The sequence below is a fragment of the Mariniflexile sp. genome (assembly GCF_052728615.1).
The window spans coordinates 33,632-48,195 of sequence record NZ_JBFVFE010000017.1 but is presented as its reverse complement, the minus strand read 5'-3'; the positions used below and the strand labels follow the sequence as shown (position 1 = coordinate 48,195).

Annotated in this window: 14 protein-coding genes; 11 read left to right on the top strand and 3 right to left on the bottom strand. The window is 34.2% G+C overall.

Going from position 1 to position 14,564, the window contains the following annotated elements; translation table 11 throughout:
• Positions 1–32: 32 nt before the first annotated feature.
• Positions 33–788, top strand: a complete 756-nt coding sequence (locus ACU1LP_RS08650) for a glycosyltransferase family 2 protein (protein WP_445734657.1) — start codon at positions 33–35, stop codon at positions 786–788.
• A 69-nt stretch (positions 789–857) separates the two neighbouring features.
• Here the strand turns inward: ACU1LP_RS08650 and ACU1LP_RS08645 are convergent, their stop codons facing one another.
• Together ACU1LP_RS08645 and ACU1LP_RS08640 are read right to left on the bottom strand one after the other, a co-directional pair.
• Positions 858–1,619: a lipopolysaccharide kinase InaA family protein gene (locus ACU1LP_RS08645; RefSeq protein WP_445736051.1), complete on the bottom strand. Its 762-nt coding sequence runs from the start codon at positions 1,617–1,619 to the stop codon at positions 858–860.
• Positions 1,620–1,702: 83 nt separating this feature from the next.
• Positions 1,703–2,479 (bottom strand): DUF5672 family protein, encoded by a 777-nt coding sequence (locus tag ACU1LP_RS08640; RefSeq protein WP_445736050.1) that lies wholly within the window; start codon positions 2,477–2,479, stop codon positions 1,703–1,705.
• Positions 2,480–2,576: 97 nt separating this feature from the next.
• Here ACU1LP_RS08640 and ACU1LP_RS08635 point away from each other — a divergent pair, with 97 nt between their 5' ends.
• The 6 genes from ACU1LP_RS08635 (at position 2,577) to ACU1LP_RS08610 (ending at position 8,370) form a co-directional block, all read left to right on the top strand.
• The gene (locus ACU1LP_RS08635) at positions 2,577–3,644 is read left to right on the top strand and encodes a glycosyltransferase family 4 protein (RefSeq protein WP_445736049.1); all 1,068 of its coding nucleotides are present in this window, start codon (positions 2,577–2,579) and stop codon (positions 3,642–3,644) included.
• A 12-nt stretch (positions 3,645–3,656) separates the two neighbouring features.
• Entirely contained in the window at positions 3,657–4,217 is a 561-nt protein-coding gene (locus ACU1LP_RS08630) for an L-threonylcarbamoyladenylate synthase (protein WP_445734427.1), read from the top strand.
• Between the two features lie 206 nt (positions 4,218–4,423).
• The gene (locus tag ACU1LP_RS08625; RefSeq protein ID WP_445734428.1) at positions 4,424–4,813 is read left to right on the top strand and encodes a GxxExxY protein; all 390 of its coding nucleotides are present in this window, start codon (positions 4,424–4,426) and stop codon (positions 4,811–4,813) included.
• A 357-nt stretch (positions 4,814–5,170) separates the two neighbouring features.
• Positions 5,171–6,595 carry a CCA tRNA nucleotidyltransferase gene (locus ACU1LP_RS08620; RefSeq protein ID WP_445734429.1) on the top strand — a complete coding sequence of 475 codons (1,425 nt, stop codon included), beginning with the start codon at positions 5,171–5,173 and terminating at the stop codon, positions 6,593–6,595.
• Positions 6,596–6,794: 199 nt separating this feature from the next.
• Positions 6,795–7,817: a COX15/CtaA family protein gene (locus ACU1LP_RS08615; RefSeq protein ID WP_445734430.1), complete on the top strand. Its 1,023-nt coding sequence runs from the start codon at positions 6,795–6,797 to the stop codon at positions 7,815–7,817.
• Positions 7,818–7,854: 37 nt separating this feature from the next.
• Positions 7,855–8,370: an IS1096 element passenger TnpR family protein gene (locus ACU1LP_RS08610; RefSeq protein ID WP_445733267.1), complete on the top strand. Its 516-nt coding sequence runs from the start codon at positions 7,855–7,857 to the stop codon at positions 8,368–8,370.
• Between the two features lie 232 nt (positions 8,371–8,602).
• On the opposite strand, the gene ACU1LP_RS08605 is transcribed toward ACU1LP_RS08610, so the two are convergent.
• Positions 8,603–9,664 (bottom strand): hypothetical protein, encoded by a 1,062-nt coding sequence (locus ACU1LP_RS08605; RefSeq protein ID WP_445736048.1) that lies wholly within the window; start codon positions 9,662–9,664, stop codon positions 8,603–8,605.
• Between the two features lie 448 nt (positions 9,665–10,112).
• On the opposite strand from ACU1LP_RS08605, the gene ACU1LP_RS08600 reads away from it, so the two are divergent.
• The 4 genes from ACU1LP_RS08600 (at position 10,113) to ACU1LP_RS08585 (ending at position 14,563) form a co-directional block, all read left to right on the top strand.
• Positions 10,113–11,015 carry an alpha/beta hydrolase gene (locus ACU1LP_RS08600; RefSeq protein WP_445736047.1) on the top strand — a complete coding sequence of 301 codons (903 nt, stop codon included), beginning with the start codon at positions 10,113–10,115 and terminating at the stop codon, positions 11,013–11,015.
• Positions 11,016–11,856: 841 nt separating this feature from the next.
• On the top strand, positions 11,857–12,513 hold the full coding sequence (locus ACU1LP_RS08595) for a TetR family transcriptional regulator C-terminal domain-containing protein (RefSeq protein ID WP_445736046.1): 657 nt from the start codon (positions 11,857–11,859) through the stop codon (positions 12,511–12,513).
• A gap of 104 nt (positions 12,514–12,617) precedes the next feature.
• Positions 12,618–13,928 (top strand): ABC1 kinase family protein, encoded by a 1,311-nt coding sequence (locus tag ACU1LP_RS08590; RefSeq protein ID WP_445732592.1) that lies wholly within the window; start codon positions 12,618–12,620, stop codon positions 13,926–13,928.
• Positions 13,928–14,563, top strand: a complete 636-nt coding sequence (locus tag ACU1LP_RS08585; RefSeq protein WP_445732591.1) for a flavin reductase family protein — start codon at positions 13,928–13,930, stop codon at positions 14,561–14,563. The genes ACU1LP_RS08590 and ACU1LP_RS08585 overlap by 1 nt, the downstream gene beginning before the upstream one ends.
• The last annotated feature ends 1 nt before the right edge of the window (position 14,564 follow it).

Sequence of the window (14,564 nt, the reverse complement as noted above, 5' to 3'; positions counted from 1 at the left end):
CTTTTCATTTTTCTTTAACATAAGAGTTTATAATGACCAAACTAACCGCCATCATCCCCACAGGCAACGAAATACACAATATCGAAGCGGTTATCGCTTCAGTACGTTTCGCCGATGAGATTTTGGTAGTTGACAGTTTTAGCACCGATGGAACCTATGAAAAAGCCATCGACCTTGGGGTAAAAGTGATTCAGCGGCCATTTGATTACGCCGCTTCCCAAAAAAACTGGGCGATTCCGCAAGCAACCCACGAATGGATTCTATTGGTGGATGCTGACGAACGCGTAACGCCTGAACTTAAAAATGAAATCATTGATATTTTAAAAAATCCAAATGAGGAAGTGGTTGCCTATTGGATTGGTAGATTGAACCACTTTATGGGCGAAACCGTACATTACAGTGGTTGGCGAAACGATTCGGTGATTAGATTATTCAAACGTGATTTTTGCAAGTATGAAGACAAATATGTGCATGAAGAAATTATTGCCAATGGTACTGTTGGCAAATTAAAAAACAAATTATACCATAACACGTATATTACCTTTGACAAGTACATTGAAAAAATGAACCGGTACGCCTCTTGGCAAGCCAAGGATTATGATAAAAAAACGGGCAGATTAACACCGTATCATTTTGTAGTGAAGCCTTTTTGGGGATTTTTTAAACACTATATTGTCCAGAGTGGCTTTAGGGATGGCGTGGTAGGCTTGACCATTGGCTTCATTCAAGGGTACGTTGTTTTTATGCGGTATGTGAAACTGTGGTTGTTTAGACGGGGCAGGGAATAAGTTTATGGGTTTAAAAAGTTTATGGGTTTATCCTTGACTGCGATTGCGACTGCAACCGCGACTAAATAATCATTTCCAAAACTTCATCTTCTTCTTTAACCGTTTTTTTCGATGGAATTTTTCTTGAAAATCTTGTGTAGATTGCCACATAAGATTAAATACAGTTTCATAATTATAACCTGAACATTTTGCATATTCATCGCTCATCACTTCAACCATCGATTTATGAATAGTAAGTCTTGAAAAATTCTTGATTTTAGTTTTAAAATCTATGGGTTCAAAATTCATTCTATTCAAATCAACTAAATAAAATTTATAATCACCGTTATTTAATTGGATCAAGGTGTTTCCTGGAGAATGATCTAAAAAATGAACATTGTTTTTATGCAAATTATGAGTAAAACGTGTAAACGCCCTTAAAATGGCCTCATGGTTTGGGTAGTTTAAATCCGTTGTTAATTCTCTATACGTTAAATCGTACGGTAAGTGCTCGCTTATATAATAGCTTTTTTTGAACAAAAATGGGGTTCCATATTCAAAATATGCTATAGGTTGCGGTGTGCCAATTTGCAATTGGGTAAGTTTATTGGCATATTCAAAAGAGCGCTGCGCTTTACTTTTTCTAAAAAAACGATAGGCTATTTGGTTGATGATGTTTGGGATTCTAAAAGATTTGACATTAACAGTCATACCCTTAAATTGAAATAATTTTAATGAATTTCTATCTTGATTGCCAAATGGCGTGCCCCCAATATCATAATTTAAAATAATTTGATTAAAAAAGGGACTATCATTTTTAAAAGCTGAATTAATTTCAATATGATTCTTCATTTGTATTTACTATCAACTACTTTTTATATTATAATTTCAAAAAAAACAAGTTATTAAACTTTATTGGTAATCCTGGAAAATTTCTACCCTACGTAATTTGAAATCAAAATATCTTTCCAGAATCCTTCAACTTTTGGTTTATCGAAACCATGACAGCCAAAAGGAAGTATTTTTTTGTTGAGTTTAAATGCCAAATCGGGCTTTCTATCCATTGCAAAACCTAAGGCTTCTCTATATTCTGGTATACTAAAATCAGGATAATGTTTGGGCACTGTTATACACCAAAAAACGTCTTCCATGATATAAAAATCGTTTTTGTCTCGCTTTAAATTAGTTTCAATTTCGCTTTTCATTTCTTGCGCTATTTTATAACTTTTAGGAATGTTTCTCAACGAAAATCCACCATTACCGACCTTAAAAAATATTTTGCTCCGCTCCTTTTTCCTTTTAGAATCGAACACTCCAAGTATTTTTTTTACTATGGTGTTTGGTGAAGCAATCCATGGCGCTCCTATATAGTCATAGCCTTTATCGCACCATTCTTTCAATTCATTTTTAAAAACAAACGCATCTAATTGATAAACTAGCATATACTTAAAATCTAAAAAACGTTTATAAAAATCTTCCGATAGCATCAAACTATTATACCCATAAACATTTTCAAAATAATGATCTGGAAATAATTCTGTTCTTATTTTTCCTCCAAAATTTATGGATGAACTATCTAGTTTTTCTGGTTGAACAAAAACAATATCAAATTCGCCCAACACCTTCATACATTGATTTAAAGACATCTGCTCTGTTTTGGAAAGGTTTGCCTTGTATATAGGTATTATGATGGTTACCAATTTTTTTTGCATAAATATTTTATTTTATATGTTTTAAGTGCAATTCGATTGTTTTTTAGTTTGTATGTGTTAAAATTAAGTATTATCATTGAATGTAAATTTCTTATAAATGGAACATTCAAAAAAAATCAATTTTATATTACCTTTTCCAACAAAACGTCCCAATGGCGGCCCTAAAGTCATGTACACGTATGCTAATCTTTTAGCCGAAAAAGGATATGAAATACAAATATATCATTCTTTAAACACTTCTTATACTAAATATAAAAAACCCTATTTTTTAAGAGCTATTTTACACAAATTACGAAAAACAAGTCGCCCCAAATGGTTTAAATTAAATCCAAATATAAAATCCTTTAATGTTAAAAGGGTTACTGATGCCTATATTTCCAATGCCGATTTTATTATATCCACATGGTGGGCAACTGCTTTGGAAGTAGATAGATTAAGTGATGAAAAAGGGAAAAAAATAAACCTAATTCAAGATTATGAAAATTGGAAAGGCCATGAAGAACTGCTATTAAAATCGTATGGTTTACCCAAAACAACCAATATTGTTATTGCAACATATCTGTATGAAATTGTCAATCCGAAATCAGTAAAAAAAACATATACTTTATTCAATGCCATCGATAACAACGTTTTTTATATAAAAAATGGGATTGAAAAACGTTTACCTTCTATTTTGATGCTTTATTCAAATGAAAAAAGAAAAGGTACTTCGTATGGCATGGATGCTTTACTTAAAATTAAAGAAAAACACCCTTCGGTTACTATTTCAATGTTTGGCACTCCAATAAAACCACATAACTTTCCAGAAATTTTCAATTATTATTCCCAGCCAAAAAATCTTCCAGAAATCTATAATTCCCATGCTATTTTTTTAACAACAAGCATTCAGGAAGGTTTTGCCCTACCTCCATGTGAAGCGCTATCGTGTGGCTGTGCGTTGGTAGCAACTAATATTGGAGGCCATAAAGATTATTTGATAAATAATGAAACAGGGTTGGCTATTGAACCAAAAAATGTCAATGATGTTTTTGAAAAAATTGAGCTATTATTAAATGATGATGCCTACAGAATAGAAATTGCCAACAAAGGAAATCGTTATTTTTCCGTTAATTTTTCATGGAAAAAAAACATAGAACAACTTGAAAAAATATTTAATGAAATTTAACGGGAAACTACTATGCAAACCGAAATAAATAAAGCAATACAAGTTTTAAAAGAAGGCAAACTAATCCTCTACCCCACAGACACCGTTTGGGGCATAGGTTGTGATGCTACAAATGAAGAAGCCGTAAAAAAAGTTTACGAACTAAAACAACGCACAGATTCCAAAGCCTTGATTTGTTTGGTGGCAGACGACAGAATGCTGAAAAAATACGTAAAAAACATACCTGAAGTAGCCTTGAATATTATAGACATTACCGATAAACCTACCACCATCATTTATGATGACGCTCAAAATCTGGCATCCAATTTAATTGCAGAGGATGGCACTATTGCCATTAGAATTCCTGATGACGAATTTTGCTTTCAACTCTGCCGGAAACTTAATGGTGCCATAGTTTCTACGTCGGCGAATGTAAGTGGTGAACCCACACCAAAATCGTTCAAAGAAATATCATCAGCTATTTTAAAAGGTGTGGACTATGTTGTAAATTTGCACCACGAAAAAATTTGCAATAAACCATCATCCATTATTAAATTGAGCAACAATGGGGTTGTGAAGATTATACGGGAATAAATAACCGCAAATTCGCAAATTATTATTTATTAGAATGAATGATGATCATATAAAAAACATTATTATAAAGTCGCAATTTTGTCCAATTTTAACTTGATTTTCTTGACGCACAAACATATCATAGTTCAAGAAATAAAATTTGCGAATTTGCGGTAATAAATATTAGGGAATAAATAACCGCAAATTCGCAAATTATTATTTATTAAATGGAAGAGGATTATATATTCAAGGAAGAAAACTATAAAATAGTAGGTATTCTTTTTGAAGTTCATAAAAATCTCGGTAAAGGTTTTTCAGAAATCGTATATAAGGATGCTTTAGAGTATGAGTTTAATAAAAATAATATTCCATTTGAACGAGAAAAAGAATTTAAAGTAAAATATAAAGATACTTTTCTAAAACATAAATTTTATGCTGACTTTGTTGTGTACAACAGTATTATATTAGAAATAAAAACAGTGGAGTGTTTTCATGCAAACCATTATAATCAATGCCTTAATTATTTAAAAATATCGGGTTATAAGCTAGCGCTTTTAGTCAATTTTAACTTAATTTCCTTGGAGTACAAACGCATCATAGATTCAAAGAAAAAATAATTCACGACCCGAGCGATAGCGAACAGGCGAAGCAATTTGCGGTAAAGAATATTCGATATTAAAATAACAGTGAATTTACATAGTAATTTTTGTTAAAGAGTAAGACGATTATAGATTCAAAGAAAAATAATTTGCGAATTTGCGGTAAAGAATATTCGAAATTAAAATAACAGTGAATTTACATAGTAATTTTTGTTAAAGAGTAAGACGATTATAGATTCAAAGAAAAATAATTTGCGAATTTGCGGTAAAGAATATTCGATATTAAAATAACAGTGAATTTACATAGTAATTTTTGTTAAAGAGTAAAACGATTATAGATTCAAAGAAAAATAATTTGCGAATTTGCGGTAAAATATGAATTACAAAGAAGCATTACAACATCCTATTTTCAAAATAATTTCACAATCTGCTAAAGAATTACATGTAGACAGCTATGTAATTGGTGGCTTTGTCCGCGATTTTATTTTAAAACGTGGCGATGCCAAAGATATTGATGTAGTTGCCATTGGCGATGGCATTGAACTTGCCAAACAGGTGGCAAAGAACTTACCCAACAAACCAAAAGTACAGATTTTTAAAACCTACGGTACCGCCATGCTCCGATACGATGCTATTGAAATTGAGTTTGTTGGTGCACGAAAGGAATCATATAATGAAGACAGCAGAAACCCAGCTGTTGAAAACGGCTCACTTGAAGACGACCAAAACCGACGGGATTTTACCATAAATGCCCTTGCCTTGGATTTAAGCGAAGCTCATTTTGGCGATTTGCTAGACCCCTTTAATGGTATTGAAGATTTAAAAAATAAAATCATTCGCACGCCATTAAATCCAGATATCACGTATAGCGACGACCCGTTGCGCATGATGCGCGCCATTAGGTTTGCAACACAGCTTCATTTTACAATCAAAGACCAGTCATTAAAAGCTATTTCCAAAAATTCCGAAAGAATTAAAATCATAACGAACGAACGCATTGTTGTGGAGCTTAACAAAATTCTTGAAAGTGAAAAACCTTCCGTTGGGTTTCTGCTTTTGGAAAGAACGGGACTATTGGATTACATTTTGCCCGAGCTCGTTGCTTTAAAAGGCATTGATGAAGTGGAAGGGCAACGCCATAAAGACAACTTTTACCACACCTTGGAAGTTGTCGATAATATCGCTAAAAATACAGACAACCTATGGTTACGTTGGGCGGCTTTGTTGCACGATATTGGAAAAGCCCCAACAAAAAAATTCAGTAAAAAGGTAGGTTGGACGTTTCATGGGCACGAGTTTGAAGGCTCTAAAATGGCATACCGTTTGTTCAAACGGTTAAAAATGCCATTGAATGACAAAATGAAATTTGTCCAAAAAATGGTATTGATGAGCTCGCGCCCCATCGTGTTGGCCAATGAAGAAGTTACCGATTCCGCAGTCAGACGATTGGTTTTTGATGCAGGCGATCATGTGGACGATTTAATGACGCTTTGTGAAGCCGACATTACCACCAAAAACCCTAAAAAGTTCAGCAAATACCACAACAACTTTAAAATGGTTCGCGAAAAAATTGTTGAAGTGGAGGCACGCGACCACGTTCGTAATTTCCAACCCCCCATTTCCGGTGAAGAAATTATGCAAACATTTGGTTTAAAACCATCAAAAGAAATAGGAATTATAAAAGAAGCCATCAAAGAAGCCATTCTTGAAGGCGATATTCCAAATGATTACAATGCGGCGTTTAAGTTGATGTTGGAAAAAGGGAAAGCGTTGGGTCTGACGACAGAAAATAGAGAATAGAGAATATTCAGGAGACCGAAGACGGATGTACAGAAAATAGAGAATAGAACATAGAAAATAGACAGGAGACCGAAGACGGATGACGGGTGTACAAAAAATAGAAAATAGAAATAAATAATAGAGAATATTCAGGAGACCGAAGACGGATTTCCAAAGTACAGCGAATAAAAAATAAAAATAGACAATAGAAAATAAATTCGTGGCAACAACAAAAGACAACAAAAAAGTCATCTACTGGTTATTAACAGGATGCTCACTCATTTTTATTATGGTAGTGGTTGGTGGCATTACCAGACTAACGCATTCTGGTTTATCCATTTCCAATTACAAATTGATTTCTGGAACACTCCCGCCCATGAATGAATTGGAATGGAACGAAGCCTTCGACCTGTACAAACAATACCCCGAATACCAAAAACTTAACAACCATTTTAACCTTCAGGATTTTAAGGATATTTACTTTTGGGAATGGTTGCACCGTTTTATTGGCAGAATGATCGGGCTGGTGTTTTTTATCCCGTTTTTATACTTTTTAATAACCAAACAACTTACCAAACCAACCATAAAAAAAGTTATTGTACTGCTGGGTCTTGGGGCTTTTCAAGGTTTTATGGGCTGGTACATGGTTAAAAGTGGCTTGGTGGACAACCCCGATGTGAGCCATTACCGTTTAGCGGCCCATTTAACAACCGCCTTTGTAACCTTTGCCTACACGTTTTGGGTGGCGTTGGATCTAATGTTTCCTAGCATTAAAAAAGTGGATATTGGCTTTAGAAACCTAATCCGTTGGGGACTTGCCATTTTACTGCTCCAAATTATATACGGTGCATTTGTTGCGGGACTTGATGCCGGTTTTATCCATAACCATTGGCCCATGATGAGCGATGGCAAATTCATGCACGAAACCGTTTATATGGAGCAAAGACCGTTGTATAAAAACTTTATTGAAGGTAAAAGCGGGGTACAATTTACACACAGAATACTCGCTTATATCGTTGTTTTATTTATTTTCCTTATTTGGAAAAAATCAAAAGAAATGGAACTTACAAAATTACAATCCAATGCAATAAATTATTTATTGCTTATGGTTGGAGTGCAGTTTTTACTGGGCATATTTACCATCATTTTACAAGTGCCCGTTTGGTTAGGCGTTGCACATCAAGTAGGTGCCTTTTTCTTGTTAAGTATTATGACTTTTACCCTGCACAGATTTACCAAATAACGTAAAAAAACATACCTTTGTAAAATATTTTTTAGTTATGGTTTACAGATTTAGAGTGATACTTGACAACGATGTGGATGACGATGTATTTCGCGATTTGGAAATTCGGGAAACCGACACCCTTGAGGATCTACACAACATCATCACCCAGTCTTTTGGGTTTGACGGTACCGAAATGGCATCCTTTTATTTAAGCGATAACCAATGGAACCAAGGTGAGGAAATTTCACTGTTCGATTTAAGTGAAGACGAATCGGCTCGCTTAATGAGCGAAACCCTTATTAACGAAGTTGTTTTTGAGATGCAGCCCAAACTTATATACGTTTACGACTTTTTAAGCATGTGGACGTTTTTTGTTGAGTTGGCTGAAATTGTTGAAGAAACCCACGGTATAGATTACCCTAATTTAATGTTTTTACACGGGCAAATTCCGGATACGGCACCCGAAAAATCTTTTGATGCCGATGATGACTATGATGATTTTGACGAATTTGAAGACGATTTGGATATTGAAGACTACGACAATTTGGATTTTGACGAAAACTGGAATTAACTCAGGGTAAACGCATTAAATCAATGCCACTTTATTGTTTTGCCACGTCCCGATGACTATCGAGATCACTAATCATCACAAATAAATGAGCTAAGCTCATCTAAAATTTGTGAAATGATTGTCCTAAAAAAATCGCACGAATAAAAATCTAAAGATTTTTCAAATATTAGTGAAAATTTGTGAATTCGCGGCTTAATTTTTTTTAGTGTGTCTCCTCCGGCAACTAACCAAATTACCTAAAATTCTTAGGGTTTATATTCTCATAATTATGGGTTAAAAACTCCAACGCATTTCTGAGTATATCACTCATGTTTTTGCACTTTTTAAATTTTTTATCATGCGTGTAATCGTAAATGGTTTTTTTTAAGAGATTTACATTATCTTCATTGGAAATGGGTTCTTCACCCATACAATCCAACAACTTACCCATGCGATTATTATAGCTCTTTAAACGCTTTACTAAAATGGACCGTTCTTCAATTTTATACTGGTCTATCGATAATTTCTGGAACGTTTCAGATACCAATTCAACCATTTTTAAGTTTTCCTTAAAAAACTGCGGCCTATAAATATTAAACTTCCCCTCATAAGATTGTTGGTCAAAATCTATAGCCCTAATTTTATAAACCACATGGTCAAAATCATGCGTAGGCACAATCACGTAATTGTACGAGCGCATATCGCCCAAAAGCCGTATCATGCAGCGCTCGTTAAATTTAACAAACTCCTTGGCTATTTGCGATTTTTCAGATTTATCGCATTTGGGCAAAAACTTTTTAATGAACTCATCACCAGGAATTCCAGCAATGTGCTCTTCAATTAACGTATTGTCATAAACCAAAAAATTAAAGTTATAGGGCGATAGCATGTGCTCCAACTCCAAGCCATACACCCTAGAGGCATCGGCCACTTTAATATAAAAATACGTGAAATTATCATTTAAAATATTCCTTATTTTTATCCTGAAAGGTTTCGAGTTTCCAAACGTACAATAATCAATGGCATCCACATTTAGAAAAGGCAGGGTGTTTTCATTACCATCAGAATGCAAAATGGTGTACACTTTTTTTAACGACAATTCTATTTCCTCGCGTTCAAATTCATTGTAGTAAACCCGGATCCATAGGGTATCGTTATCTTCCTTGTCGTAAACCACTATCGATCCTTGAAAACGCAATAAATCATCATAAAAAATGGGCAGTTTTATATTTCTGTTATACTCAGAAAGATAGTCGTTCAACTTAGGCGTAATGGAGTATGAGGGTTTCCTCTTAGAAATTTTTAAATCTTGCATAGGCAATAAAATTATTCAAATTTAAAGCTTTTTTATGTTTAAATCCGCAAAATATTGATTTTGTGTTTTGGGGGCGTTACCTTTATCCTGAAACAAGTTCAGGAACCGGGGTCGGGCTTTTCGCTATATCTTTTGGTTTTTGTCATTCCTGCGAAGGCAGGAATCCACAACCAAATATATAAGTTTGTTTTTTAAGGTCATTTCCCTATCAAAGAAAACCAAAAGGATGCCGCTGCAATCCCTAACGCAAATCAAGATTCAATTAAAAACACAACTCCCAAACAATAATCGCCGACTATTGTTAAAGCACACATTATTGCCATAACAACTATTTTTAGCTATAAATTAACAACAGATAATAAATGTTGACAACTAACATTTTAAACGATTGTATTTGCATTACATTTGCCGAAAATTAAAACTCCTTAAATTACTTGTTTTTAATAACATGAACACCAAGATAGCAACATTTATCATATTAATTACATCTTCTTTTTTAGTAGCCCAAAACAGATATTTAGATCCGGTTTTCGATAGCATTTCAAGTAAAACATTTAATTACGCCATAAAAAACAAAGACACGTTAAAATTGGATGTTTACGAACCTATAAATGATTCCATAGAAAAAAGACCTCTGTTTGTTATTGTACATGGTGGCGGTTTTAATTCGGGCAAAAGAAATGACAAATCATTAATAAGTTTAGCTGAAAACATTGCTAAAAAGGGCTTCGTTGTAACCTCCATAGATTATAGGTTAATGGCAAAAAACAAATCGTTTGGCTGTAATTTTCCCGTGAAGGAAAAAATGGAAGTATATAGCAATACTGCGGATGATTTGTTAAGTGCCTTGGAATATCTGATCAATTACAAGGACAATTTTAGGATTGATGCCAAAAAAATCATCTTGTTGGGTATTAGCGCAGGTGCCGAAACGGTTTTAAACATTACCTATAACCGCGAACTGGTTATAAATAACTTGGAAAGATATGCGGATATTAAACCCGCAGCAATTATTTCGGTTTCCGGGGCGGTATTGAATGCCGATTTGATTACCAAAAAAAACGCAACACCTGCTGCTTTTTATCATGGTGTTGATGATAAAACCATTCCCTATAACAGGGGTCCGCATCAATCTTGCGATTTAAAAAGGAAAGGTTTTTTACTGATTGACGGTTCAAAAAAAATTGCTGATAAACTGGAAGTTCTGAATTCAAGTTTCATGCTTTACAGTTATTTAAACCAAGGGCATTATAATTTCGACTTACCAACCGATGATATTCGGCAAGCCTATATTTTTATCAATAAAGTGATTTTTCAGAAAAAATTCTATCAATCTAAGATTACACAGTAAACTCTTCAAATTTTTTCCAATTTTTAATCTGGAAAACTGTATAGAGATTGCTTATAAATTGCAGATTCTAAATTCTTTAATAAAAATACTATACGTAACGTTCCTCTCTTGGGAGGGGTTAGGGGTGGGTTGTCCCATGAGTAAAGAATTTATGATAATAATTCGAATCAAGGATTAAAATATTGTAACTATTCAGCCGAGTGAAAACTGGAGTGCGCGCTTAACTTAGGGGCGTTAGCCCTATAGTCTTAGTAGCAAAATGAGCCATGATGACGGATTAGGGGCTTTAGCCCTGACATCTTTTATAAAACAATTGTGTACGTGTTTGCCATGTTTATTAAATTTCAGGGCTATATCTTTTTTGTTCATTATCTTGTTATCTTACCAAGATAACAGGGCTACGCCCCTTTTTATTTAATTAACGTTTGTATCTACGACGATTTTAGGGCTAACGCCCCCTATATTGTCTTATAAATCGTAATGGGTTTTACTTTTCAACACTTGATTCGCATTAATAATAAAAAAAACAAAAACCCACCCCTAGCCCCTCCAAGGAGGGAAATAGTATTAGTTCATGTTTTAAGTTTTTAGGATTTTTCTGTAAAAGTTTTTAATTAATCTTTTAACAAACCTCCAAATATTAAATACCATACGTAGCGTTCATGTTTCAAGTTTTAGAAGCTAAAGGCACTAAAACATATAATGTATCAAAACTTGAAACCATTCAAACGAGATACAAACTTGGGTAATTCATCGAATAAAAATTCGAATCATTTTATTTTGTTTATTTTTAACAAAAAAAGATTAAACATTTTGTATATTTGCCCAATAACTGGAAATCATGGCAAAAAAGAAAACTATTTCAGAAAACGACATTATTTCATTTTACATGGATCATGTCTTAGAACACAGCGCACAACCAAAATCCGTTTATTCCTTTTCCAAGGCCAATAATTTTGAAGAAGCAAAATTTTATGAGTTTTTCGGATCGTTTAAAGCCCTTGAAAAACACATTTTAAAAGCTTTTTTTGATAACACCATGGCTGTTTTACATAAAAGCGACGAGTTTCAATCTTTTGATGCCCGCAATAAATTACTAAGTTTTTACTTTACTTTTTTTGAGAATTTAACGGCTAACAGAAGTTATGTGGTTTACGCACTCAACCAGCATAAAAACAGTCTAAAAAATGTATCGTTATTGTCTGGTTTAAAAAAGAGTTTCACACACTTTATTTCGCTTTTGGATATTGAAACCTTGGATATTAAACAGGAACAATTTGAGAAAATTCAAAATAAGGCATTGCAAGAATCAGCTTGGATCCAATTGATCCTTACCATGAAGTTTTGGATGGAAGACACTTCGGCATCCTTTGAAAAAACAGATATTTATATTGAAAAATCGGTAAACACCAGTTTTGATGTTTTAAATATCGCGCCTTTAAAAAGTGTTATTGACTTTGGGAAATTCATTTTCAAAGAAAAAATATACACAGATTAAATCACATGAACCTTCCATAACTATATTTTAAACTCAAGATAATGATTGTATGGAAGCACCGATAGCTATCGGGATGACCGTTGAAAAACAATAGATATGCACACATGAAAACAATAGACAGCATTCCTGTTTCAAAAATACACCGTGCTTCCAAATTGGTTTCTACGGGCGCCAAAGTGGGCGTTAATTACTTAAAATACTACGGTGATAAACTAACAAAAACCGAGGTTGAAGCACGCGCAACATTAAATGAAAATAATGCCGAAGATATTTATGATGGCCTGAAACAGCTAAAAGGCAGTGCCCTAAAAGTGGCGCAAATGTTAAGCATGGAAAAAAGCATCATGCCACAAGCTTATGTAGAAAAATTTTCGCTGGCCCAATTTTCGGTACCGCCACTATCGCCTGCTTTGGTACTCAAAACGTTTAAAAATTATTTTGGCAAAATGCCAAATGAGCTCTATGATTCCTTCAACCCAACATCGGTAAATGCTGCCAGTATTGGCCAAGTGCATCTGGCAGAAAAATACGGAAAAAAACTTGCTGTGAAAATCCAATATCCCGGTGTTGCCCAAAGTATTGCGTCCGATTTGGCTCTTGTTAAGCCTATTGCTATGAAAATGTTTAATATTAAGGGGAAAGACTCAGATAAATACTTTAAGGAAGTTGAAGGAAAGTTAATTGAGGAAACAAATTACGTGCTGGAAGTGCAACAAAGCAAGGAAATTGCTTCTGCTTGCGCTCACATCCCCAATCTTTTGTTTCCTCAATATTATGAGGAATTGTCGTCGGATAGAATTATTACCATGGATTATATGGAAGGCGAACATCTTTCGGAATTTACGGCATACAACACCAATCAGGAAACGGCAAACACATTAGGTCAAGCGCTTTGGGATTTTTATATGTTCCAAATCCATAATTTGAAAAAAGTACATGCCGATCCGCACCCGGGTAATTTTTTGGTGTCAAAAAAAGGGGAATTGATTGCGTTGGATTTTGGTTGTATGAAAACCATTCCAAACGAATTTTACATCCCGTATTTTGAACTGGCAAAACCTGAAAATATATCCGATAAAGATTATTTCGTAGCTAAACTATACGAACTGGAGATTCTTCGTGAAGACGATTCCAAAGAAGAAATAGCATTTTTCACAGAGATGTTTCATGAGTTGTTAAGTCTGTTCACACAACCCTTCCATGTTGAAAGTTTTGATTTTTCGGATGCCGATTTCTTTGGGAAAATAGCAGAATTGGGAGAGCGCTATTCAAAAAGTACCGAATTGCGAAAAATGAACGGGAACCGAGGATCGAAACATTTTATTTACATCAACCGAACCTTCTTTGGCTTGTATAATTTAATGTTCGATTTAAAAGCAAAAGATATAAAAATCAATAATTTCAAAAATTTATAATGCTACATTTTAGCGTAAAAGATATGGATGCTATGCATCATCTGTACCGAATCAACCTCATTAATAGTTGCTCTGGTTATAAATCGGCCAACTTAATTGGTACAAAATCTTCCAAAGGCATTTCCAACGTGGCTATTTTCAGTTCGGTAACCCACATGGGATCGGACCCTGCATTGTTGGGCTTTTTTTTGCGCCCAACCACTGTTATTAGAAATACCTATGACAATATTAAAGAAACAGGGTATTTTACCATAAACCATGTTCACGAGTCCATTTTGGAAGATGCACACCATACCTCAGCAAAATATGATTCGGCTATTTCGGAATTTGATGTTACACATTTGGAAGAAGATTACAAAAACGGCTTTTCGGCTCCTTTTGTAAAACATTCGCCCGTGCAAATGGCCATGACTTACGTAGAGGAATATCCCATAAAAGAGAACGGCACTGTTTTATTGGTTGGAGCAATAAAAGATCTTTATATTCAAGACAACCTTCTGGAAAATGATGGTTTTATAAACTTGTCTGAAGCTAAAGTAGTATCTATAAATGGACTGGACGGTTATGCACTTCCAAAATTAAAAGCGCGCTTAGAATACCAAAGACCCAAAGATTTATCAAGCATTAAAATATAAA